Source organism: Streptomyces sp. T12 (assembly GCF_028736035.1).
GTDB lineage: Bacteria > Actinomycetota > Actinomycetes > Streptomycetales > Streptomycetaceae > Streptomyces.
Window position 1 is genome coordinate 10,848,477 of sequence record NZ_CP117866.1, and the last position, 22,189, is coordinate 10,870,665.

Sequence of the window (22,189 nt, forward strand, 5' to 3'; positions counted from 1 at the left end):
ACGGCAGCCCGACGCGCCCGGTATGGGCGCCCGTCAGAAGAAGCCGAGCTTCTTCGGGGCGTAGCTGACCAGCAGGTTCTTCGTCTGCTGGTAGTGGTCGAGCATCATCTTGTGGGTCTCGCGGCCGATGCCGGAGCCCTTGTAGCCGCCGAAGGCCGCGTGGGCCGGGTAGGCGTGGTAGCAGTTGGTCCACACGCGGCCGGCCCTGATCTCCCGGCCGACGCGGTAGGCGTTGTTGGCGTCCCGGGTCCACTCGCCGGCGCCGAGACCGTACAGGGTGTCGTTGGCGATCTTCAGGGCCTCGTCGAGGGAGTCGTACGTGGTGACGGAGACGACCGGGCCGAAGATCTCCTCCTGGAAGATCCGCATGTCGTTGGTGCCGTGGAAGATGGTGGGCTCGATGTAGTAGCCGTCTTCCAGGCCCGGGACCGTGCGGGGGTTGCCGCCGGTGAGGAGTTCGGCGCCTTCCTTCTTGCCGATGTCGATGTAGGAGAGGATCTTCTCGTACTGGTCGACGCTGGCCTGGGCTCCGATCATGGTGGCCGGGTCCAGGGGGTCGCCGCTGACGATGGCCTTGGTGCGCTCGACACAGCGGGCTATGAACTCGTCGTAGATCGAGCTGTGGATCAGGGCGCGGGACGGGCAGGTGCAGTACTCGCCCTGGTTGAGGGCGAACATCACGAAGCCCTCGACCGCCTTGTCCAGGAAGTCGTCGTCGGCGGCCATGACGTCCGGCAGGAAGACGTTCGGGCTCTTGCCGCCCAGCTCCAGGGTGACCGGGATGATGTTCTCGCTCGCGTACTGCATGATCAGTCGACCGGTGCTGGTCTCACCCGTGAACGCGATCTTGGCGATGCGCGGGCTGGACGCGAGCGGCTTGCCCGCCTCGACGCCGAAGCCGTTGACGATGTTGACCACTCCGGGCGGAAGCAGGTCCGCGATCAGCTCGATCACCAGCAGGAGGCTGACCGGGGTCTGCTCGGCCGGCTTGATGACCACGCAGTTGCCGGCGGCCAGCGCGGGTGCCAGCTTCCACGCGGCCATCAGGATCGGGAAGTTCCACGGGATGATCTGCCCGACCACGCCCAGCGGCTCGTGGTAGTGGTAGGCGACCGTGTCGGCGTCGATCTCGGAGAGGCTCCCCTCCTGCGCGCGGACCACCCCGGCGAAGTAGCGGAAGTGGTCCACGGCCAGGGGGAGGTCGGCGGCCAGCGTCTCGCGCACCGGCTTGCCGTTCTCCCAGGTCTCGGCGACGGCGAGCTTGGGGAGGTTCTCCTCGATCCGGTCGGCGATCTTGTTGAGGATGCCTGCGCGTTCGGCGCTGGAGGTGCGGCCCCACTTGGGCGCCGCGGCGTGCGCGGCGTCCAGGGCCAGCTCGATGTCGGCCGCGGACGAGCGGGCGACCTCGCAGAAGACCTTCCCGTTCACCGGCGAGTGGTTCTTGAAGTACTGACCCTCCACGGGGGCGACCCAGTCGCCGCCGATGAAGTTGTCGTATCGGGGGGGCGAAGCTGACGATGCTGCCGTCCGTTCCCGGCTGTGCGTACACCATGGCGGCTCTCCTCGGTGGCGATGGTGAGTGACAGAGGTACGACGGCCCACGCCGTCGTGGTCTGCCCCACCGTGGCCCCGGGAGGTTGGCGCGAGGTTGGTGCGCGGGTGTCAGTCGCGCAGCGCGGTGGTCAGCCGGCCGGCCGCGATCGCCCGACGTGCGTCGGCCGGACCGAACAGCCGCAGCGCGTGCTCGTGCACCTCCGCGTCGTACGGTGCACGCCCGCCGTAGCGCAGGGCGTGGTCTGGGCGTGTACTTGCCAGGACCGCCTCCCTCACGGCGACCTCCAGGTGGGTGCGCCATTCCTCGATGCCCGGGGCCTCTGAGCGGGCGAGCAGCGGCCCGCGGTAGAGGCGCAGGGCCGTCTCCGTGTCGCCGCTCTCCAGCGCGCGCAGCACGTCGACGGCGTCGCAGGATACGGGTGTGGTCAGCGTGTAGCGGCGGGTGGCGATACCGCCGCCGAGGGCCCGGCGGAGATGCGAGATCTCCGCCTTGAACGTGGAGGCGGTGACGGCACGGTCGCCGTACAGGGCCTCGCGGAGTCGGTCCGGTGTGTATCCGTCCGGTTCCAGCGCGAGAAGCGTGAGGATCTCCAGCTGCCGGGGCCGCAGGAGAAGGGGGACGCCGTCTCGTACGGCCTTCTCGGTGCCCAGGCGGTTCAGCCGCAGCTGGGGCAGCCGGTCTTCGGGAGGCCGAAGGGACAGTTCCGTACGGAGGCCGGCCTCGATGGCGGACGCCAGGCCGCGCACGGTGGATATGGCCAGGGGGTGCGAGCGGTCCCAGGTGGTGGACAGGTCCAGGACGCCTAGGACGTGCCCGTCGCGGCCGTGGATGGGCGCGCAGTAGCAGGCCCAGCCGTGCAGCGCCGTCACCAGGTGTTCGGCGGAGAAGACGGTGTTGGGGCGGCCGGTGCGCAGGGCGAGGGACACGGCGTTGGTGCCCATGGCCTGCTCGTCCCACCGCCCGCCCGGCGCGAAGTTGACCCGCTCGGCGCGTCGCCGCATCGCCTGGCCGCCGTACGTCCAAAGGATCGTCCCGGACTCGTCGGTGACCGCGGTGACGAATCCGGCGTCGTCGGCGACGCTGCGGAGCTCGTCGGCGAGGCCGTCGACCGGCCCGCGCAGCGGCGATCCGGACCAGCGCCGGTGCACTGCACCACCGTCGGCGACGGGAGCGCTGTCCCGGCCGGGATCCACACTGGTCAGCGAGCGCGCCCACGACTCGGTCACCTCCTGGCGCAACGCGCCGCCACCGATCGGGGGCGTACCCGCGACCTTCAACCGTGGCACCCAGCGGGACCACTCGTCTTCCAGACCGGCCCTGCGCCGCCCCATGTGCTTCCCCTCCCGTCGAACGGGGACAATTGCCCTTTGTCCGCGATGACTTCGCCACCCCGCCTGACTGATCGGACGCGAGGACGATGGGACCGGTACGAGGCTCGAGCCGACAGGCTGACTACCGTCGGCCCGCGCCCTGTCCGCGCCGCAGGCGCCAGAAGCCCGGCGGGCCGCGGCGGGCTGCGCCTCACTCAGTGCCGAGCGTTCCCCTGAGTTCGCGTCCGGTGGCCATCTCCGACTCGATCCGTACGAACACCGCGTCCCGCAGGGGCATCCAGGAGATGGGGCCGGCCTGCGACAGCCGTTCCTGCTCGGCGGGATCGGTCACCACGGTGGCCCGCCCGGTGACGACCACGCTCCAGCCGGACCGGGTCGCCGCATCGAACTCGTCCGCCTCGAAGGCGACCACCACGCCGTCGATGGCGCGGACGAGGTCCGAGTCCGGCGAGGTGCACAGCAGGACGGAGGCGTTCGTGTCCAGGGAGAAGTTGATGGGGAGGACCGCGGGCAGCGCCTGCCGGGTGTAGACCACGCGGCCGACCGGCACCTTGGCGAGCAGCCGCAGGCACTCCTGCCGGTCGAGTGAGCGAAAGGCGTCGTTCTGGAACATCAGTCCATCCTCCCCGTGGTCGCGGAGAGGGGGTAGGGCCGACCGGCCCTACCCCCTCTCCGCGCGAGGGACGACCGATCGCAGCCGTTGTTCCGCGGGAGCCACGCGGGCAAGGCGGTTCAGGGGGCTGTTTGGAGGGACGGCCGGGCCCGGACTCAGGGGACCGTCTGTCCACCGGTAGGGACTGATGGCCCATGCCTCCGGTGAGTCCTGATGCGGACAGTGGTGACGTGACGCCGTTCTGCAGGCAAGGGGCCTGCGGTGCGCGTGCGATCCCGGTGGCGCAGTACCACCATGAGGAAAGGGACGGACAACATGGTCCAGCCGTTGAAGTCGAAGAGCGGCAGCTCACCGTCAGGTGCGCCGGTGTCCGGCCGGGCGTGGCTGATGCTGGCCCTGGCCACCGTTGGTTTTGCCGTGAACTTCTGGGCGTGGGCGCTGCTCAGCCCGCTCGGCCCGCGGTTCAAGGACGGGCTCGACCTGTCGTCGTTCGAGCAGTCACTGCTGGTCGCGGTGCCGGTCGTGGTCGGTTCCCTGGGCCGCATCCCGGTAGGCGCGCTGACCGACAGGTTCGGCGGCCGGATCATGTTCCCGATCGTGTCGGCGGCCACCATAGTGCCCGTGCTCTACCTCGGCCTGGCCGGCCACTCCTCCCTCGCCGCCCTGCTGGCCGGCGGGTTCTTCCTCGGCATCGGGGGCACCGCGTTCGCCGTCGGCGTGCCGTTCGTCAACGCCTGGTTCCCGCCCGAGCGGCGCGGGCTCGCCATCGGTGTCTTCGGGGCCGGCATGGGCGGCACCGCCATCAGCGCCCTCACCACGGTGAAGCTGGTCGACGCCAACAGCATGTCCACCCCGTTCCTGATCACCGCCGCGGTCCTGGCCGTGTACGCCGTGGCCGCCGCGCTGCTGCTGCGCGACGCACCCGGCCGCACCGTACCGACCGAGCCGCTGGCCCGCCGCCTGGCCGCCACCGCCCGGCTGCCCATCACCTGGCAAGCGTCCGCGCTGTACGCGGTCGCGTTCGGCGGCTACGTGGCCTTCTCCGTCTACCTGCCGACCTACCTCAAGACCGGCTACGGCCTGGCCCAGGCCGACGCCGCGAACCGCATGGCCGGATTCGTACTCCTCGCCGTGGCGATGCGCCCGATGGGCGGCTGGCTGTCCGACCGGCTGGGCCCGGTCCGGGTGCTGGCCGGCTCGCTGGCGGTGGTCGTGGCCGGGGCGGTCATGCAGTCGTTCACCCCGGGCCTGGCGCCGCTGGGCACGATCGCCTTCCTGGCCATGGCCGCCGCACTCGGCGCGGGCAGCGGGGCGACCTTCGCCCTGGTGGCTCTGCGGACCCCGGCCAACCAGGTCGGCTCGGTCACCGGTGTGGTCGGCGCCGCGGGCGGCCTGGGCGGCTTCCTGCCGCCGCTGGTGATGGGCTCGCTGTATGGCGAGTACGGAACGTACGCGGCCGGCCTCGCCCTGCTCGCGTTCGTGGCCGCCGCGGCGCTGGCCTTCACCCTCACCGGTGTGCGCGCCGCGGCCGAAGGCGGCCGGCGCAAGCAGAGCACCCGCCAGCGCAAGCACCGCACCGCCGACACCACCGCGTAAGGGCGAGCGGACGAGAACGACGGGCCGAGGAACAAGGGAGTAGACCGGTGTGCGAGTACTGCGGCTGCCAGGCCCTGGAGACCATCGACGAACTGACCCAGGAACACGAGAGGGTCGTCAACCTCATCAGCCTCCTACGGGACGCCCGGCGTGACGGCGCTATCGCCCGGATGGCGGAGCTCGCCCGCGAGATCGCGGCCGTGCTGGGCCCGCACACTCAGGTGGAGGAGCACGGCCTGTTCCCGGCCCTGGCCGCCGAGTTCCCCGAGCAGATCGCGGCGCTGGAGGACGAGCATCGCCGCATCGAGGCGGTGCTGGCCGAGGCGGACGGGCCGTACCTGACCGACCCGAGTTGGCCGGACCGGCTGATGGAGGGGATGGCCATGCTGCGCGACCACATCCTCAAGGAACAGGACGGCGTCTTCCCGGCCGCCCTCGCGAACCTCAGCACCGAGGAGTGGGAAGCGGTCGAGGCCGAGCGCCTGAAGGCGGGCGGCGCTCTGTCCCGGCCGACCCCCTGAAAAGTCCGCCCGCCAACGTCGACGGGGCAGCACTCCTGCAAAGCCCCGTACCCCCGCTCACCCCGAGCGGGGGTACGGGGCTTTGCAGGCGAGGGCATGGCCAGGCGGTGCCGGGATACCCCGGCACGCAGGCGATCTCGACCAAACCGCGCGTTGTTCGTGGTGTGGCTGTTGACCCTCCCGGGGACGGCGGTCGTAGAGTCGTGTGCTGGCGGAACCGATCACAATTCGAACGGGTGCCCGTGGTGCCCGGGGCGGAGTGGCACGGTGAGCACGGAGACCAGCCGGGAACAGACGCGGGCGGGCTTGGACGGCGAGTTGGCGGAGGCGCTGGTGCGCAGCCGCCGCTTCTTCACCCGGGCGGAGGTCTCCGACGACCTGCGCACGTTGCACCGAAAGGGCGGCCGGCAGGCGGACGAGTTCTACCGGGACCGCTGGTCGCACGACAAGGTGGTGCGCTCCACGCACGGAGTGAACTGCACCGGCTCGTGCTCGTGGAAGGTGTTCGTCAAGGACGGCATCATCACGTGGGAGGCGCAGCAGACCGACTATCCCTCGGTGGGCCCGGACCGTCCCGAGTACGAGCCGCGCGGCTGCCCGCGCGGCGCGGCCTTCTCCTGGTACACGTACTCGCCGACGCGGGTGCGCTACCCGTACGTGCGCGGCGTGCTGCTGCAGATGTACCGCGAGGCCAAGGACCGGCTGGGCGGTGATCCGGTGGCGGCCTGGGCGGACATCGTCTCCGACCCGGAGCGCGCCCGCCGCTACAAGGCGGTGCGCGGCAAAGGCGGCCTGGTGCGGGCGAGCTGGGACGAGGCAGTGGAGATGGTCGCCGCCGCGCACGTGCACACGATCAAGGAGTACGGGCCGGACCGGCTGGCCGGCTTCTCGCCGATCCCGGCGATGTCGATGGTCTCGCACGCGGCCGGCGCCCGCTTCTACTCGCTGCTCGGCGGGGCGATGCTGTCGTTCTACGACTGGTACGCCGACCTGCCGGTGGCCTCGCCGCAGGTGTTCGGCGACCAGACCGACGTGCCGGAGTCGGGGGACTGGTGGGACGCCGGTTACCTGATCATGTGGGGTTCCAACCTGCCGGTGACCCGTACGCCGGACGCGCACTGGATGGCCGAGGCGCGCTATCGGGGCCAGAAGGTGGTGGCGGTCTCCCCGGACTACGCGGACAACGTGAAGTTCGCTGATGAGTGGCTCGCGGCCCAGCCCGGCACCGACGGGGCGTTGGCGATGGCCATGGGCCACGTGATCCTCAAGGAGTTCTTCGTCGACCGGGCCACGCCGTACTTCACCGACTACGTCAAGAAGTACACGGATCTGCCCTTCCTGGTCGCCCTTGACGAGGCCGAGGGCGAGCCGGGCACCTACCGGCCTGGCAAGTTCCTGACCGCTGCCGACCTCGGCGGCGAGCACGCGGCGGCCGAGCATGCGGAGTTCCGGACGGTTCTGCTGGACGCGGCCACCGGCCGGCCGGTGGTGCCCAACGGCACGCTCGGTGACCGCTACGGCGAGGCTGGCGCCGGGAGGTGGAACCTGGACCTCGGCGACGCCCAGCCCCTGCTGTCCGCTGAGGGCGGTGCCGAGGCGCCGGTCGCCGTCGACCTGCCCCGCTTCGATGCCCTGGACGGCAGTGCGGGGCGGCTGCGGCGCGGGGTGCCGGTGCACCGGGTGGCTGGGCGGCTGGTGACCACGGTGTACGACCTGTTGCTGGCCCAGTACGGGGTGGCCCGCGACGGCCTGCCGGGCGAGTGGCCGTCCTCGTACGAGGACGCGGAGGAGCCGTACACCCCGGCCTGGCAGGCGGCGATCACCGGCGTGGACGCCGGGAAGGCGGCGCGTATCGCCCGCGAGTTCGCGGCCAACGCCGAGGAGTCCGGCGGCCGTTCGATGATCATCATGGGGGCGGGTACCAACCACTGGTTCCACTCCGACACCATCTACCGTTCCTTCCTGACGCTGACCACGTTGACTGGCTGCCAGGGCGTCAACGGCGGCGGCTGGGCGCACTACGTCGGGCAGGAGAAGGTCCGCCCGATCACCGGCCACTCGGCGATCGCGACCGCCGCCGATTGGAACCGGCCGGCCCGGCTGATGATCCAGACCGCGTACTGGTACCTCCACAGCGATCAGTTCCGCTACGACCCGTTCTCGGCCGACACCCTCGCGGCGGCCGGCGCGGGCGGCCCGTTCGCGGGGAAGACCACCGCCGACGTCATCGCTCAGTCCGCGCGGATGGGCTGGATGCCGTCGTATCCCACCTTCGACCGCAACCCGCTGGACCTCGCCGACGAGGCACAGGCCGCGGGCCGCCCGCCCGCCGAGCACATCGTGGACGAACTCAAGTCCGGGCGGCTGAAGTTCGCGGGCGAGGACCCGGACGCCCCAGAGAACTTCCCGCGGGTGCTGACCGTGTGGCGGGCCAACCTGATGGGATCCTCGGCCAAGGGCAACGAGTACTTCCTCAAGCACCTGCTCGGCACCGACGCCTCGGTGCGTGCCACCGAGGCACCGTCGGACGCCCGCCCGCGCGATGTGGTCTGGCGGGAGGAGGCCCCGGTCGGCAAGCTCGACCTGCTGCTGGCCCTGGACTTCCGGATGACCAGCACCACGGTCTTCTCTGACGTCGTACTGCCCGCCGCCACCTGGTACGAGAAGCACGACCTGTCCAGCACGGACATGCACCCCTTCGTGCACGCCTTCAACCCGGCGATCGCCCCGCCCTGGCAGACCCGCACCGACTGGGACGCCTTCCACACGCTCGCCAAGGAGCTCAGCCGTCAGGCCGCCGATCATCTCAGTGTCCGCACGGACGTGATCGCCGCCCCGCTGTTGCACGACACCCCGGACGAACTGGCCAACCCGCACGGACGGGTCCGCGACTGGAAGGCCGGGGAGTGTGAGCCGGTGCCGGGCCGCACCATGCCCAAACTCATCACCGTCGAGCGGGACTACGCGGCCGTGGCCGAGAAGATGGCCGCCCTCGGCCCGTTGCTGGACACCCTGGGCGCCACCACCAAGGGCGTCACCTTCAAGGTCGACCGAGAGCTGGAGTACCTGCGCCACAAGAACGGCACCGTGCGCGGAGGAGCGGCCGACGGACGGCCCTCGATCGCCCGCGACGTACACGCCTGCGAGGCGATCCTCGCACTGTCCGGCACCACCAACGGCCACCTGGCCACCCAGGGCTTCCACACCCTCGAAGCCCGCACCGGTACACAACTCGCGGACCTGGCCGCCGAGCACGAGGGCAAGCAGATCACCTTCGCCGACACCCAGGCCGCCCCCGTCCCGGTCATCACCTCCCCGGAATGGTCCGGCTCGGAGACCGGCGGTCGCCGGTACTCCCCGTTCACCGTCAACGTCGAACGCCTCAAGCCCTGGCACACCCTCACCGGCCGCCAGCACTTCTACCTCGACCACGACTGGATCACCGCCCTCGGCGAACAACTCCCCGTCTACCGGCCACCGTTGAACATGGACGCCCTGTTCGGCGAGCCGCGCCTCGGAGACGTCGGGGAACTGGGCGTGACCGTGCGCTACCTGACCCCGCACAACAAGTGGTCGATCCACTCCGAGTACCAGGACAACCTGTTCATGCTCTCCCTCTCCCGGGGCGGCCCGGCGATCTGGATGAGCACGCAGGACGCGGCGAAGATCGGCGTACACGACAACGACTGGATCGAGGCCGTCAACCGCAACGGCGTGGTCGCCGCCCGAGCGGTCGTCTCGCACCGCATGCCGGAAGGCACCGTCTACATGCACCACGCCCAGGACCGGCTCATCGACGTGCCCCGCACCGAGACAACCGGCCGGCGCGGCGGCATCCACAACTCCCTGACCCGCCTGCTGATCAAACCCAGCCATCTGATCGGCGGCTACGCCCAGCTCTCCTACGCCTTCAACTACCTCGGCCCGACCGGCAACCAGCGCGACGAGGTCACCGTCGTCCGCCGCCGCGCGAACCAGGACGTGGAGTACTGACATGCGCCTGATGGCCCAGATGGCGATGGTGATGAACCTCGACAAGTGCATCGGCTGCCACACCTGCTCGGTCACTTGCAAACAGGCGTGGACCAACCGCACCGGCGTCGAGTACGTCTGGTTCAACAACGTCGAGACCCGCCCTGGCCAGGGCTACCCCCGCCGCTACGAGGACCAGGACACCTGGAAGGGCGGCTGGGAACTCAACAAGCGGGGGCGCCTGGCGCTGAAGGCCGGCGGCCGGTTCAAGAAGCTCATCCAGATCTTCTCCAACCCGGTGCTGCCGACCCTCGACGACTACTACGAGCCCTGGACCTACGACTACGAGACCCTGACCAACGCCCCGCTCCAGGAGCACACCCCGGTCGCCCGCCCCAAGTCCCTGATCTCCGGCAAGGACATGAAGATCTCCTGGTCCGCGAACTGGGACGACGACCTCGGCGGCTCGGCTGCGACCAGCGAGAAGGACGTCCTGCTGAACGAGGTCGCCGAGAAGATCAAGTTCGAGTTCGAGCAGACATTCATGTTCTATCTGCCGCGCATCTGCGAGCACTGCCTCAACCCGTCCTGCGCGGCCTCCTGCCCCTCCGGCGCCATCTACAAGCGGGAGGAGGACGGCATCGTGCTGGTCGACCAGGACCGTTGTCGCGGTTGGCGGATGTGCGTGAGCGGCTGCCCGTACAAGAAGGTCTACTTCAACCACCGCACCGGCAAGGCCGAGAAGTGCACCTTCTGCTTCCCCCGCGTAGAGGTGGGCCTGCCCACCGTCTGCTCCGAGACCTGCGTCGGCCGGCTGCGCTACATCGGCCTGGTCCTCTACGACGCCGACCGCGTCCTCGAGGCCGCCTCCACTCCGGACGAGACCGGCCTGTACGAGGCCCAGCGGAAGGTCTTCCTCGACCCGCACGACCCGGACGTGGTCGTCGCAGCCGAGAAGGCGGGCATCCCCCGGGACTGGATCGAGGCCGCCCAACGCTCCCCGATCCATTCCCTGATCAACACCTACAAGGTGGCCCTGCCGCTGCACCCGGAGTACCGGACGATGCCCATGGTCTGGTACATCCCGCCGCTGTCCCCGGTCGTCGACGCCGTCCGCGACACCGGCCAGGACGCCGAGGACCACCGCAACCTCTTCGCCGCGGTCGACGCCCTGCGTATCCCCGTCGACTACCTCGCCCAGCTGTTCACCGCCGGCGACCCGGCACCTGTGGACGCGGTCCTGCACCGGCTGGCCGCGATGCGCGCGTACATGCGCGACATCAACCTCGGCCGCGAACCCAACGACACCATCCCCAAGTCCGTCGGCATGACCGGCGAGCAGATCTACGACATGTACCGGCTGCTGGCCCTGGCCAAGTACGACGAGCGGTACGTCATTCCGCCCGCCCACGCCGAACAGGCCCACAAACTCGAAGAGCTGGCGACCGAGTGCAGCCTCGACTACGAGGGTGGCCCCGGCATGGGTGGCTCCGGCCCCTTCGGCGAGTCCTCTGGCGGCGCGGCGCCCATCGCGGTGGAGAACTTCCAGGCCCTGCGCGAACGCCAGACCTCCGAGACCTCCGCCGCCCCCACCGACAAGGCCACCCGCGTCAATCTCCTCAACTGGGACGGCAAGGGCTCCCCGCCCGGTCTCTTCCCGCCTGCTTCGGACGACGAGAACGGCTCCGTGTCATGAGGCCCCGCGCCACTGATGCCCACAACGCGCTGGCCTGGCAGGCCCAGTCGCTGCTGCTGGCCTACCCCGACGACCAGCTCGAACAGCGCCTCGCCCTGGCCCTCAAGGTCGCCGCCACCCAGCCGAAGACGGTCGGCAGCCCTCTCGTGCGCTTCGCCGAGCACGTCGACCGCACCCCGCTGCCGGAGCTGGCCGCCGACTACGTCGCCACCTTCGACCACCGCAAACGCTGCTGCCTCTTCCTGACCTACTACGCGCACGGCGACACCAGAAAGCGCGGCCTCGCCCTGCTGCGTCTGAAGCAGACCTACGCCAGAGCCGGATGGCGGGTCACCGACGAGGAACTGCCCGACCACCTGGCCGTCGTCCTCGAATTCGCCGCCACCGAGCCCGCCCTCGGATACCGGCTGCTCAACGATCACCGTGCCGGCCTGGAACTGTTGCGACTCGCCCTGCGCGACGCCGCCTCGCCCTGGGCGAACGTCCTGGACTCCGTGTCCGCCACCCTGCCGGCCCTGGGCGGCGACGAACGCGAAGCCGTCATGCGCCTCGCCGCCGAGGGGCCGCCCGAGGAACAGGTCGGCCTCGACCCGTACGCATCCCCCGTGTTCCTGCCCGATCCCGTCGTAGGAGGTCCCCGATGACCGCACCCGCGCAGCCCGTCACCCTGGCGGTCGAGGCCGGCACCGGCGGCATCCTGCTGTGGGTCGTCCTGCCGTACGTGGCGCTCGCGGTGTTCGTCCTCGGCCACATGTGGCGCTACCGCTACGACAAGTTCGGCTGGACCACCCGCTCCTCCCAGCTGTACGAACACCGCCTGCTGCGCATCGGCAGCCCGCTGTTCCACTTCGGCATCCTCATCGTGCTCCTCGGCCACATCGGTGGCCTGGTCATCCCCGAGAGCTGGACTGAAGCGGTCGGCATCAGCGAGGACGCGTACCACGTCTCCGCCGTCGTCCTCGGCACGATCGCGGGCGTCGCCACCGTAGGCGGGCTGGCCATCCTGATCTACCGGCGCCGCACGGTCGGGCCCGTGTTCTCGGCCACCACCCGCAACGACAAGGCGATGTACGTCTCCCTGTCCCTGACCATCGCCCTGGGCCTGGCCGCCACCGTGGCCGCGAACCTCGTGGGCGGCGGGTACAACTACCGCGAGACGATCTCCCCCTGGTTCCGCTCCATCTTCTACCTCCAGCCCGCCCCGGACCTGATGAGCGAAGCGCCGGTGCTGTTCCAGCTGCACGCGCTGAGCGCCCTGCTGCTGTTCGCGTTCTGGCCCTTCACCCGGCTCGTGCACATGCTCACCGCACCAGTGGGTTATCTGACCCGGCCCTACATCGTCTACCGCGGCCGCGACACCCAACTCGGCGCCAGGGCTCCGCGCCGGGGCTGGGAACGCACTGGGGCATGAGCGCCTCGTGGATGGACCCTCGGCCCACCGGATGGCCTTCGACTGACGGATCAGACGTCTGCAAGGAGCCGGGCCCTGCACTCCTAACGCGTACGCGGTCGGCTCGTCCGGCGGCGCCGGCTTTCAGACCCATTGTTCCCACGCGGACGCCAAGCTGGGGTGCAGTGTGACGTACGGATTCCCCGTGAGCCCCACGCGGATCTCGGCCGGAGCGCCGATCAGGTGGAGCACCACTGCTGGGCCGAGGAAGAACACCTCGAGCACGTCCTCGACAGCGATCCCCTCGACGCAGCGCAGCTCTCGCAGGTCGAGAAAGAATGCGTTGTGTCTGAAGCCGGCGAGGGCTCGGAGCTGCTCGTGCATGCGGCGCTGGGTGGTAGCACGAGGGCGCCGCTGACCGCGATCCACACACATGACGCCGTCTCGGCCAAGACGCGCATCCGCATGATCACGATGTCCAACGGTGCTCCTGCTGTGCCTCTGATCTGCGGACGGTGAGGCACGCAGCCATGAACGGACCCCGCCCTTCCCTCTTGCTACCACCGCGTTCCGGTCTTTACGGATCGGGCGCGGCTCGTGCGTGCGAAGCCTCCCCGAGTCCCGCACACGCGTAACACCCCATTCCGCGAAGACGGTTGACGCGCCGCTGAACCGGCCGGGTCCTATGGCAACGGTGCTGCTCGGCAGCGGACAACGCGCAGGAGCCTGCTCGCGGCGATCAGAAGGACCGCGGAGCAGGCTCCCCCTCCGTACGGCTCACCAGTGCCCGAGGATCTTCAGCCACACGGCGCCGACACCCATCCAGATGGCGATGTTGGCCGCGGCAGCGGCAAGGCCGGTACGCCACCACTCGCCGAGGGTGACGTACCCGCCGCCGAAGAGGACGGGGGCCGGGCCGGAGGCGTAGTGGGTCAGGCCGCCGTACAGGGAGCTGATGAATCCCAGCACCAGCGCGGCCATCACCGGCGGAGCTCCGGTGGCAGTCGCGGCCGCGAGGAAGGCGGCGTACATGGCCGCGACATGAGCGGTGTTGGAGGCGAACAGGTAGTGGGAGAACAGGTAGATGAGGGTCAGGGCGACGAATGCGGCCTGCCAGCCCACGCCGGAGACGGCATCGGTGATCGAATCGCTGAACCAGCCGATCACACCGAGGTCTTGCAGCTGGCCGGCCATCATCACCAGTACCGAGAACCACACCAGCGTGGTCCAGGCCGACTTCTCCGCGACCAGGTCGCCCCAGGTCAACACCCCGCTCACGAGCAGCAGGGTCACGCCGGTGAAGGCCGAGACGGTGGCTGACAGGTCCCAGACCTGGCCGCCGACCGACCAGAGCAGGAGCAGCAGCACGAAGACCGCCGCCATCGTCCACTCGTTGCGGGACATCGACCCGAGCTCGGTGAGCTGGGCGCGGGCCTGTCCCGGCGCCTCGGGGGTCTCTCGCAGCGACGGCGGGAAGATCCGGTACAGCAGCGCGGGGAGCACCAGCAGGGCGACCAGGCCGGGCACGATTGCCGCCAGTGCCCAGGAGGTCCACGTCAGTTGCACGCCGTGGTCGGCGGCGAGCTTCTGCACCAGCGGGTTGGCGGCCATGGAGGTCAGGAACATGGCGCTGGTGACCGTGTTGACCTGCATCGCGGTCACGCTGAGGTACGCGCCCAGCTTGCGGCGGCTCTCATCGCCAGGGTGTGAGCCGGCGTTGGTGCTCAGCGAGCGGATGACCGGGTGGATGACACCACCGGAGCGGGCGGTGTTGCTGGGCGTGGCCGGGGCGAGCACCAGGTCGGTCAGGGTGATCCCGTAGGCCAGACCGAGGCTGCTGCGGCCCAGTTCTCTGACGAACAGCAGCGCGATCCGGCGGCCGAGTCCGGTCTTGGTGAAGCCGAGTGAGATGAAGAACGCGGCCACGATCAGCCAGATCGTCGGCTCGGAGAAGCCGCCCAGGGCGACGTCCGGCTCCAGCGTTCCCGTGATCACGGTGACGGTGAGGCCGACCAGGGCGACCGCGCCCAGCGGCAGAGGTTGGAGGATCAGGCCGAGCACGGTCGCGGTGAAGATGGCCAGGACCGCCCAGCCGCCCTGCTTGATCCCGTCGGGCTGCGGCAGCAGATAGACGATCAGGCCCACGGCGACCGGGGCGATCCACTTCGCTGCCCTCCATACCGCGGTGCTCCTGGGCCTGGCCGGGGTACGGTCCGGTGCCGACCCGGCGAGTGATCCTTCGGTGTCCCGGAAGGGTGTCATCGGTGCCATCCCATGCGTAGAGCCCGGCTCGCCTTGGAATGCTCAGCCGGAGCAGGATCGAGCATTCGCCTCTACGGTGACGGAGGGGGAGGACACCTGGCGTGTGGCGACCGGCCCTCGTTGTGGGGCCGAATGGCACCACTGAGGACGGGCGGCGCCTGCGGCAGCAACGGCCTCGCCAGCCAGACAAACGGTCCGATCACCGGGACCCACCGCGCGGGACGGACAGCGGGTGTCCTACGTCGTACTCCCGTCCGACGGCGTGAGATGGGCAACGGTCCATCGCGAAGCTGGCGCCACGATGAGAACCGAGCGGCTGTGGGTCATCCCAGGGCAGACCGATCCTCCGGATCCGTCTCCCCTCACGGAGAGCACCGCCGGGCGGCGAGGTCAGGCTTGCGCCTGGACGGGCAGAGGGACCGTCCATTCCACGATGGTGCCGGTGGGCTGGTTCGGCGTGAGAGTCAGGCTGCCGCCCAAGTCGGTGGCGCGCTGGCGGAGGTTGTCCAGGCCACTGCGGCGGGTGACGGCGGGGTCGATGCCTCGCCCGTTGTCGGCAACGCGCAGTCCCAGCCGGGTGCCGTCCGTCTCGGCGGTGACCTCCACCGCGGTGGCGTGTGCGTGGCGGGCGGTGTTCGACAGCGTCTCGCGGAGCACCGCCAGCAGGTGCTCGGCGTGGCCGTCGGGTACGTCGGTGTCCAGCAGGCCGGTCATCCGCAGCGCGGGAGAAAAACCGAGCGTGTCGGTGGCCTGGTCGGTCTCGGCCAGCAGCTTCGCGCGCAGGCCGCCGCGCCCGTCCGAGCGGTCGCGCTCACGCAGCGCATAGATCGTGGTCCGGACCGTCTTGATGGTGTCGTCGAGATCGTCGACCACCCGCTGGACGCGCTCGGCCACCTCGGGCCGGTCGGCCACCCGGCCAACCACCGAGTTCAGCGTCAGGCCGGAGGCGAACAGCCGCTGGATGGCCAGATCGTGCAGGTCGCGGGCGATGCGGTCACGGGCGGTCAGGACCATGAGCTGATCGGCCTCGCGCCGGTGCTCGGCGATCTCCAAGGCGAGTGCCGCCTGGTCGGCGAAACCGCTGATCATGACCATGGTGGCGTCGGAGAACTCCTCCCCGCCAGGCAGGTTGGCGACCTGCACGACTCCCCGCGCGTGCTCGTGCCCGCCCAGCGGGAGCAGGAACCCGGCGCCCAGCGGGATCTGTGCCGCGGAGCCGCCCCCTTCCTGCGGCTCGTCGGACAGGGAGCTGCTGGTGCATGGTGGAGCGGCTGCCGGGCTGGCCGACACTGCCTGACCTGTTCGGCTGGGTCGAGTCGGGGTTCCCCGGAGGGCACATGGTTCCGGGAGCGCACGGCATCCGTATCGAAGAGCACCTCGCGGATGAGAAGTACGTGCTGCGGGCCGAACTCCCGGGCATCGACCCCTCCAAGGACGTCGAGATCACCGTCACGGAAGGCGTCCTCACCCTGCGGGCCGAGCGCAGCGAGGAGACCACACAGAAGCAGCGGACCGAATTCCGCTACGGAGTCTTCGCCCGCTCCGTGCGGCTCCCGGCCGGAGCCAAGGGCGACGAAGCGATCGCGGAGTACAAGGACGGCGTCCTGACCATCACGGTCCCGGTGCCGGAGGCGAAGGCGGGCACCAGGACCATTCCTGTGCGGCACGGCTGAGGGCAGGGCTCGACCGAGCCGCACCACGTGTGCGCAGCCGGGAGGGCATGCCGGCTGCGCACACGTCTGTGGTTCTTCACGCGGGTTCTCCATGCGCCGGGATGCGACCGGTGTGCGAGGCGGAGTGAGAGGCTCCGGAGTCCGTCGCGGGGCCTTCGGCCTGATGACGCGGCTGTCGGCCCCGGCTACGGCCGGCGCGGTGCGGACGTACAGGATGCGGAAGGCGGTTGGCGCAGGCGACTCGTCGGGGCTGCCGTAGCGGACCGTCCTGTGTGCTCACCGCTCCAGCTCGATGGCGATTTCGGGTGTTTCGTGGAGCGTGTTGTGGATGGTGCAGTGGGAGGCGACGGCGAGCATGGCCGCGTGGCGTTGCGGGGAGAGCGCGGGCGGCGGTACGAGGACGAGGCGTATGGAGGCGACGCGGGCAGGGCGGTCGGTGGCCATGGTGAACTCCGTACGGACCCGGAGCCCGGTGCTGTGCAGGCCGTGGCGCTGGAGGTAACGACCCGCGTAGAAGGCGACGCAGGTGGCCAGGGACGCGGCGAACAATTCGACCGGGGTGGGCGCGGTGTCCTTGCCACCGGCCTCCACAGGCTGGTCGACCAGGAGTTGGTGACCGCGGACATCGACGGCGTACGCGTCACCGCAGACGTGGGTGACCTCGAGCCGGTGCACGTCCGCTTCCGGTTCCGGTGGCTGCGGGGTGGTGACGATCTCCGGTGCTGTGCGGGTCATGGCGGAGCCCTCCTTCGTATGTCGACAGCTGCCGGACTCCAGTGGAACGCGGGCGGCGCGGGACGGGGAGAGGCCGAGTGGGGTGGCGGGAGGGCCGTTCGGCCCGGCGGGGGCAGCCCCGGCGCTATACCCCCATGGGTAAGTGGCCAGGGACCAGTGGCCCCTGCCTCCACCTCAACTCCCGCACGACAGTGGAGGCATGAGCAAACACATCGTGGTTCTCGGAAGCGGCACCGCCGGCACGCTGACGGCCAACCGGCTGCGGCGGATGTACGACGAGCGCGAGTGCCGGATCACGGTCGTCGACCAGGATGACGACCACGTCTACCAGCCCGGGCTGCTGTTCGTGCCCTTCGGGCTGGCACAGCCCCACGGACTGGTCCGGTCCCGGCCGCGCCAGCTCCACGACGGCATCGACTATCGGCGGGCCCGGATCGACCGGGTGGACCTTGACGCGGACACCGTGCACTTCGCCGTCGGCGGCTGGCTGACCTACGACGTCCTCGTCGTGGCGACCGGAGCCGCGCTCCTCCCAGAGGAGACAGAGGGGCTGACCGGCCCCGGCTGGGGCGAGAAGGTGTTCACCTTCTACGACCTGCCCGGTGCGATCGGCCTTCACCACGCGCTGGAGCGCTTCGAGGGCGGCCGGATCGTCGTCGACGTGGCCGACCTGCCGGTCAAGTGCCCTGTCGCGTCCCTGGAGTTCGCCTTCCTCGCCGACTGGTACTTCCAGCGGTGCGGCATCCGCGACCGGGTCGAGCTGACGTACGTCACGCCTCTGGACGGCGCCTTCACCAAGCCGGTCGCCGCCAAGGCGCTGAGCGGTCTGCTGGAGGAGAAGAGCATCGAGCTGGTCACCGAGTTCACGCTCGGAGAGGTCGACGGCACGGGCGGCCGGTTGGTGTCCTACGACGAGCGCGAGGTGACGTTCGACGTGGCCGTCGTCGTGCCGTTGCACGGCGGCGCCGAGTACGTCAACCGTTCGCTGGGTCTGGGTGACGAACTGGGCTTCGTCCCCGTTGACCAGCACACGCTCCAACACCTCAGCCATCCCAACGTGTTCGCCATCGGTGACGCGGCCGGCCTGCCCGCCTCCAAGGCCGGCTCGGTGGCCCACTTCGAGGGCGAGGTGCTGGTGCACAACATCGGCCGCTTCCTCGCCGGGCAGCCGCTGGACGCCTCCTACGACGGACACACCAACTGCTTCGTCGAGACCGGCTTCCACAAGGCCTTGCTCATCGACTTCAACTACGAGACCGAGCCGTTGCCCGGTCACTTCCCGGCCACGCTCGGCCTGCCGCTGCTGAAGGAATCGCACGCCAACCACCTCGGCAAGCTCGCCTTCGAGTGGCTGTACTGGCACAACCTGCTGCCCGGCCGGGAACTGCCCGGCATCGGCTCGGCGATGCCCGAGCGCGGCAAGAACCATGTCCACGTCTGAAATGAGGAGAACCGTCATGCCCACCGCCACCTACGACGACACCGTCGTCCCGGTCGACGACGAGGGCTTCTTCACCGAGCCCGACCAGTGGACCGAGGCCATGGCCGGGCAACTGGCCCGCGAGCAGGGGGTCGAGGACCTGACCGAGCGGCACTGGACGGTCATTCGCTTCATGCGCGCCGAGTACGCCGCCAAAGGCACCGGTCCCACCGTTCGGGTGCTCGGCAGGACCTCTGGCGTGAGCGTCAAGGAGCTGTACCAGCTCTTCCCCAAGGGCCCGGCGAAGACCGCCGCGAAGATCGCCGGAATCCCCAAGCCCCGCGGCTGCATCTGACCTGCCCGCCGTATTCGGAACGGAGTATCCGTCATGGCCGCCACCGGCACGATCGAGAAGGTGTCGATCATCGTCTCCAAGGGGTCCCTGGAAGGGATCTACCCAGCCCTGATCATGGCCAACGGCGCCCGCGCCGAGGGCATTGAGGCCGACCTGTTCTTCACCTTCTTCGGCCTCGACGCCATCACGAAGAAGCGTTACGAGCACATCAGGCTCGCCACCGTAGGCAACCCGGGGCTGCACCTGCCCACCGTGCTCGGCGGCCTGCCGGGCGTACCGGACCTGATCACCCGGTACATGGAACGGAAGATGGAGAAGCTCGACATCCCGCCCATACCCGAGTTCATCGAGATGATCTCCGACACCGGTGCGGGCATCTACGCCTGCAAGGCGTCGGTGGACCTCTTCGAACTCGACAAGGACGACCTCACCGAGCAGGTCCAGGGCATCATCACGGTCGGCGAGTTCTACGACCTCGCCGCCGGCGGGCAGATCATCTACACATGACGGGCGTGTGACGGGCGACGGCCGCCTGACGCGGTACGCCGCGAGTCGCCGGTGGTCGACCGTTCCGACAAGGAGTCGTGCGAACCGGGCCTCCACCCGCCCTTCCGTGAGGGTGGAGGCCCGCGGGGGCGTGCCGCCGGGGGAACGGCATGCTCACGGGGAGCGGCCGACGACCCACGTACGGTCGCCTTTACCCGCGAGCGGCCCCCGGAGCACGAACGCCCTCTTCCCGAGGACGGCAGCCGGCAGGCCATCCGTAACGCCCGCGCCCAATTACAGATTCAACCTTACGAACTGATGACTGAAGTCCCACGTGGCCTGATACCAGGGCTGGTCGACCCCTACCGCAACGCCGATCGGTGAGGTTCAGTCGACGCAGTGGACGGTGGATCCACCGTGCGAAGAGGAGGAAGGCCGCCAACCGACCGGGCGCGCATGTGCGAACACCTGGGGCAGCGGCGCAGCCGCCCACTCTGCTCACGTCGAGCGTGCCGCATTGCCGACTGCCGCACCAGCTGTGGACCGTTTCGAGGGGCCGCCACGAACCATGGGAGTACCAGGGCCTCTTGGGTTCTCAGCCGTGTGGGACAACCGCGACGGGGCAGGGAAGGTGGTGAAGCGCCGCGTGTGCGACGGGCCCGAGTTTCCAGGTGAGGTGGGACGGGTGCCGACGACGTCCCACGACGGTGAGCCGGCTGCGCGTGGCGGCGGACATGAGCACATGCGCGGCCGGACCGGTGGTGACCTGTTCCACGACGGAGACTTCGGGGAACTTCGTACGCCACGGCTCCAGCGCGGCGACGAGGCGTGCGCGTTCCTCCGCCTCGTGGGAGCCGTCGGCGTGCCCGGCGGACGTCGGATGGGTGATCAGAGCCGCAGAAGCCAGGGCCCGCACCGCGCGTACGCGTGCTCCCTGCGACTCGGCGGTGGTGAAGGCGAACTCCAGCAGAGGGTTGGCGGTGGCTCCAGACTCCCGGAGGCCGACCACGATCTCGTCCCGGTCCGCCGTGCCGGATGCTCTCAGCCGGCCTCGACGGCGGGATCGCCGGCCCGGACGGTGACGGCCGGGCACTGCGCCAGTCCCAGGACGTGCAGGCTGATGGAGCCGAGCAGGAAACCTGCCATCGAGCCGTGTCCACGGGAGCCGAGCACGAGTAGGGACGCGCTCTCGCTGCGGTCGAGAAGAGCCTGCGCGGCGGGTTCCGATATCAGTTCCGTGGTGAGGGACAGATCGGCGTAGCGGTGGAGCAGTTCGGCCTCGGTCCGGCGCAGCACCTGCTCGCCGTACCGCTGTTTACTGCGGGCCTCCTGCGGGATGGGCACGTTGAGCGGCTGGGTGGTCCAGGAGTGGAGCAGCAGGACGGGCAGGTGCCGGTCCCGGGCTTCGCGCGCGGCCCACCACGCGGCCGTAACGCTCGCAGCGGAGCCGTCGAGTCCGACGACGACAGGTCCGGTCATGGCACACCTCCGGTGTCGGCGCGACAGGTGAGACGAAATGGGCTGCGGAAGGAGAATGGGGCTGCCGCGCATGGTCCCCGCCTCCAGACTCGTCGCCGTACGGCCACCAAGGGGAGGGCCGGACGGTGCGCCCTTGGGGCCCGTACGGCCCAGTGCGGGACGCGGGCGTTCGCCAGACGCTGAGAGCCTCGGAAGCAAGGGCGGGCGGCCCGGCCGAGGCTGCCGGGTCCAGCGCCCGGCCGCGTCGTGCTGCCGCCGCTTCAGCGCGGGGCACTCGGGTTGCGCCCCTGACCGCCCGGAGAGGGGAGAGCCGCGATGAGCGGTCTGGTCGTAGTGGGCGTGGATGGCTCGCCGTCGAGCCTCGACGCGGTGGAGGCCGCGGCGTGGGAGGCCGGCCGACGTGGGGTGGCGCTGAGGCTGGCGCACGCCCTCGCATGGCCGTCGGAGCCTGTGCCGCCCGGTGTGCCGCCCTGGGATCCGAACGGGGCAGGGCTGCATCACGGGACGAACGCCGCATTGGCCGAGGCCGAGCGGCGAGCCCGCAGTGTCGCGCCGCAGGTGGAGATCACGTGCGAGGTCCTCATGGGTGAGCCCGGGGCGGTACTGGAGTCGGAGTCGCGCTTGGCAACACTCACCGTGGTGGGCGAGGGCCCGGCGAGTCGGCGGCATGGCTCGGTCGCCGGGCAGCTGACCGCTCGCGGCACCTGCCCGGTGCTGGTGGTGCGCGGTCGGCCGCACCGAACCGGTCCTGTGGTGCTGGCCGGCGGTGCATCGTCGGCGACCCGGGGAACGGTCGAATTCGCCTTCGCCGAAGCTTCTGCGCGCGGTACGGACCTTGTTGTCCTCCACGCGCATGGGGACGACGACCGGTTCGCGCCGACCGGGCTGCGCAAGAAGTACCCCGACGTCACGGTGCGCTTCCGACGGGTCCGGTACCGGGTGCTGCGCCGCGCTCTCGTAGACGCGAGCGCCGACGCTCAGCTCGTCGTGGTCGGCGTACACGGCAGGCGCCGCGTCGCGGACATGCTGCCGGGGTCGGTCGTCAGGGCGGTTCTGCGTGACGGGCAGTGCCCTGTCGCCGTGGTCCCGGCCGGGACGGTGTGAC

General features: G+C 70.1%; 19 protein-coding genes and 1 pseudogene. 11 read left to right on the forward strand and 9 right to left on the reverse strand.

The features are described from left to right. Nucleotides 1–33: 33 nt before the first annotated feature. The 3 genes and pseudogenes from adh to PBV52_RS48595 form a co-directional block, all read right to left on the reverse strand. Nucleotides 34–1,552, reverse strand: a pseudogene (gene adh, locus PBV52_RS48585) (aldehyde dehydrogenase). Nucleotides 1,553–1,662: 110 nt separating this feature from the next. Beyond that, nucleotides 1,663–2,886: a GAF domain-containing protein gene (locus tag PBV52_RS48590; protein WP_274248462.1), complete on the reverse strand. Its 1,224-nt coding sequence runs from the start codon at nucleotides 2,884–2,886 to the stop codon at nucleotides 1,663–1,665. A gap of 190 nt (nucleotides 2,887–3,076) precedes the next feature. Further along, entirely contained in the window at nucleotides 3,077–3,499 is a 423-nt protein-coding gene (locus PBV52_RS48595) for a pyridoxamine 5'-phosphate oxidase family protein (RefSeq protein ID WP_274248465.1), read from the reverse strand. A gap of 315 nt (nucleotides 3,500–3,814) precedes the next feature. Here PBV52_RS48595 and PBV52_RS48600 point away from each other — a divergent pair, with 315 nt between their 5' ends. The 6 genes from PBV52_RS48600 (at nucleotide 3,815) to narI (ending at nucleotide 12,695) form a co-directional block, all read left to right on the forward strand. Further along, nucleotides 3,815–5,095, forward strand: coding sequence for an MFS transporter (locus PBV52_RS48600; protein ID WP_306801503.1), 1,281 nt, complete (start codon nucleotides 3,815–3,817; stop codon nucleotides 5,093–5,095). Between the two features lie 47 nt (nucleotides 5,096–5,142). Beyond that, nucleotides 5,143–5,616: a hemerythrin domain-containing protein gene (locus PBV52_RS48605; RefSeq protein ID WP_274248466.1), complete on the forward strand. Its 474-nt coding sequence runs from the start codon at nucleotides 5,143–5,145 to the stop codon at nucleotides 5,614–5,616. A gap of 267 nt (nucleotides 5,617–5,883) precedes the next feature. Then, nucleotides 5,884–9,609 (forward strand): nitrate reductase subunit alpha, encoded by a 3,726-nt coding sequence (locus tag PBV52_RS48610; RefSeq protein ID WP_274248468.1) that lies wholly within the window; start codon nucleotides 5,884–5,886, stop codon nucleotides 9,607–9,609. A gap of 1 nt (nucleotide 9,610) precedes the next feature. Then, nucleotides 9,611–11,284, forward strand: a complete 1,674-nt coding sequence (gene narH / locus PBV52_RS48615; RefSeq protein WP_274248471.1) for a nitrate reductase subunit beta — start codon at nucleotides 9,611–9,613, stop codon at nucleotides 11,282–11,284. After that, the gene (gene narJ, locus PBV52_RS48620; protein ID WP_274248473.1) at nucleotides 11,281–11,928 is read left to right on the forward strand and encodes a nitrate reductase molybdenum cofactor assembly chaperone; all 648 of its coding nucleotides are present in this window, start codon (nucleotides 11,281–11,283) and stop codon (nucleotides 11,926–11,928) included. The genes narH and narJ overlap by 4 nt, the downstream gene beginning before the upstream one ends. Further along, on the forward strand, nucleotides 11,925–12,695 hold the full coding sequence (gene narI / locus PBV52_RS48625) for a respiratory nitrate reductase subunit gamma (RefSeq protein ID WP_274248475.1): 771 nt from the start codon (nucleotides 11,925–11,927) through the stop codon (nucleotides 12,693–12,695). The genes narJ and narI overlap by 4 nt, the downstream gene beginning before the upstream one ends. Before the next feature lie 123 nt (nucleotides 12,696–12,818). Here narI and PBV52_RS48630 read toward each other — a convergent pair whose 3' ends face one another. The 3 genes from PBV52_RS48630 to PBV52_RS48640 all read right to left on the reverse strand — a co-directional run bounded on the left by PBV52_RS48630 (nucleotide 12,819) and on the right by PBV52_RS48640 (nucleotide 16,226). Next, entirely contained in the window at nucleotides 12,819–13,058 is a 240-nt protein-coding gene (locus PBV52_RS48630) for a hypothetical protein (protein WP_274248477.1), read from the reverse strand. Nucleotides 13,059–13,451: 393 nt separating this feature from the next. Next, on the reverse strand, nucleotides 13,452–14,936 hold the full coding sequence (locus PBV52_RS48635; protein ID WP_274248478.1) for a DASS family sodium-coupled anion symporter: 1,485 nt from the start codon (nucleotides 14,934–14,936) through the stop codon (nucleotides 13,452–13,454). 390 nt (nucleotides 14,937–15,326) lie between these two features. Beyond that, nucleotides 15,327–16,226: a sensor histidine kinase gene (locus tag PBV52_RS48640; protein ID WP_274248480.1), complete on the reverse strand. Its 900-nt coding sequence runs from the start codon at nucleotides 16,224–16,226 to the stop codon at nucleotides 15,327–15,329. Here PBV52_RS48640 and PBV52_RS48645 point away from each other — a divergent pair. Continuing rightward, entirely contained in the window at nucleotides 16,196–16,609 is a 414-nt protein-coding gene (locus PBV52_RS48645) for an Hsp20/alpha crystallin family protein (RefSeq protein ID WP_274248481.1), read from the forward strand. The genes PBV52_RS48640 and PBV52_RS48645 overlap by 31 nt on opposite strands. 276 nt (nucleotides 16,610–16,885) lie before the next feature. Here PBV52_RS48645 and PBV52_RS48650 read toward each other — a convergent pair whose 3' ends face one another. Next, the gene (locus tag PBV52_RS48650; protein WP_274248483.1) at nucleotides 16,886–17,344 is read right to left on the reverse strand and encodes an OsmC family protein; all 459 of its coding nucleotides are present in this window, start codon (nucleotides 17,342–17,344) and stop codon (nucleotides 16,886–16,888) included. Between the two features lie 199 nt (nucleotides 17,345–17,543). Here PBV52_RS48650 and PBV52_RS48655 point away from each other — a divergent pair, with 199 nt between their 5' ends. From PBV52_RS48655 to PBV52_RS48665, 3 genes are read left to right on the forward strand one after another with little or no spacing between them, the layout of a single operon-like run. Continuing rightward, nucleotides 17,544–18,785: an NAD(P)/FAD-dependent oxidoreductase gene (locus tag PBV52_RS48655; RefSeq protein WP_274248485.1), complete on the forward strand. Its 1,242-nt coding sequence runs from the start codon at nucleotides 17,544–17,546 to the stop codon at nucleotides 18,783–18,785. A gap of 16 nt (nucleotides 18,786–18,801) precedes the next feature. Continuing rightward, complete coding sequence (locus tag PBV52_RS48660; protein WP_274248487.1) at nucleotides 18,802–19,119, forward strand: TusE/DsrC/DsvC family sulfur relay protein; 318 nt, start codon at nucleotides 18,802–18,804, stop codon at nucleotides 19,117–19,119. 33 nt (nucleotides 19,120–19,152) lie between these two features. Then, complete coding sequence (locus PBV52_RS48665) at nucleotides 19,153–19,626, forward strand: DsrE/DsrF/DrsH-like family protein (protein ID WP_274248489.1); 474 nt, start codon at nucleotides 19,153–19,155, stop codon at nucleotides 19,624–19,626. A 574-nt stretch (nucleotides 19,627–20,200) separates the two neighbouring features. On the opposite strand, the gene PBV52_RS48670 is transcribed toward PBV52_RS48665, so the two are convergent. Further along, a complete protein-coding gene (locus PBV52_RS48670; protein ID WP_274248491.1) occupies nucleotides 20,201–20,614 on the reverse strand; it encodes a universal stress protein in 414 nt (137 codons plus the stop codon). 32 nt (nucleotides 20,615–20,646) lie between these two features. Then, complete coding sequence (locus tag PBV52_RS48675; RefSeq protein WP_274248493.1) at nucleotides 20,647–21,084, reverse strand: universal stress protein; 438 nt, start codon at nucleotides 21,082–21,084, stop codon at nucleotides 20,647–20,649. Nucleotides 21,085–21,399: 315 nt separating this feature from the next. On the opposite strand from PBV52_RS48675, the gene PBV52_RS48680 reads away from it, so the two are divergent. Further along, nucleotides 21,400–22,188, forward strand: coding sequence for a universal stress protein (locus PBV52_RS48680; RefSeq protein ID WP_274248495.1), 789 nt, complete (start codon nucleotides 21,400–21,402; stop codon nucleotides 22,186–22,188). Nucleotide 22,189: the final 1 nt, after the last annotated feature.

Coding starts and splice junctions, on each gene's coding strand:
- PBV52_RS48590 (WP_274248462.1), bottom strand. CDS start 2,886: ATGGGGCGGCGCAGGGCCGGTCTGGAAGACGAGTGGTCCCGCTGGGTG.
- PBV52_RS48595 (WP_274248465.1), bottom strand. CDS start 3,499: ATGTTCCAGAACGACGCCTTTCGCTCACTCGACCGGCAGGAGTGCCTG.
- PBV52_RS48600 (WP_306801503.1), top strand. CDS start 3,815: ATGGTCCAGCCGTTGAAGTCGAAGAGCGGCAGCTCACCGTCAGGTGCG.
- narH (WP_274248471.1), top strand. CDS start 9,611: ATGCGCCTGATGGCCCAGATGGCGATGGTGATGAACCTCGACAAGTGC.
- narJ (WP_274248473.1), top strand. CDS start 11,281: ATGAGGCCCCGCGCCACTGATGCCCACAACGCGCTGGCCTGGCAGGCC.
- narI (WP_274248475.1), top strand. CDS start 11,925: ATGACCGCACCCGCGCAGCCCGTCACCCTGGCGGTCGAGGCCGGCACC.
- PBV52_RS48630 (WP_274248477.1), bottom strand. CDS start 13,058: ATGCACGAGCAGCTCCGAGCCCTCGCCGGCTTCAGACACAACGCATTC.
- PBV52_RS48635 (WP_274248478.1), bottom strand. CDS start 14,936: ATGACACCCTTCCGGGACACCGAAGGATCACTCGCCGGGTCGGCACCG.
- PBV52_RS48645 (WP_274248481.1), top strand. CDS start 16,196: ATGGTGGAGCGGCTGCCGGGCTGGCCGACACTGCCTGACCTGTTCGGC.
- PBV52_RS48650 (WP_274248483.1), bottom strand. CDS start 17,344: ATGACCCGCACAGCACCGGAGATCGTCACCACCCCGCAGCCACCGGAA.
- PBV52_RS48655 (WP_274248485.1), top strand. CDS start 17,544: ATGAGCAAACACATCGTGGTTCTCGGAAGCGGCACCGCCGGCACGCTG.
- PBV52_RS48660 (WP_274248487.1), top strand. CDS start 18,802: ATGCCCACCGCCACCTACGACGACACCGTCGTCCCGGTCGACGACGAG.
- PBV52_RS48665 (WP_274248489.1), top strand. CDS start 19,153: ATGGCCGCCACCGGCACGATCGAGAAGGTGTCGATCATCGTCTCCAAG.
- PBV52_RS48675 (WP_274248493.1), bottom strand. CDS start 21,084: ATGACCGGACCTGTCGTCGTCGGACTCGACGGCTCCGCTGCGAGCGTT.
- PBV52_RS48680 (WP_274248495.1), top strand. CDS start 21,400: ATGAGCGGTCTGGTCGTAGTGGGCGTGGATGGCTCGCCGTCGAGCCTC.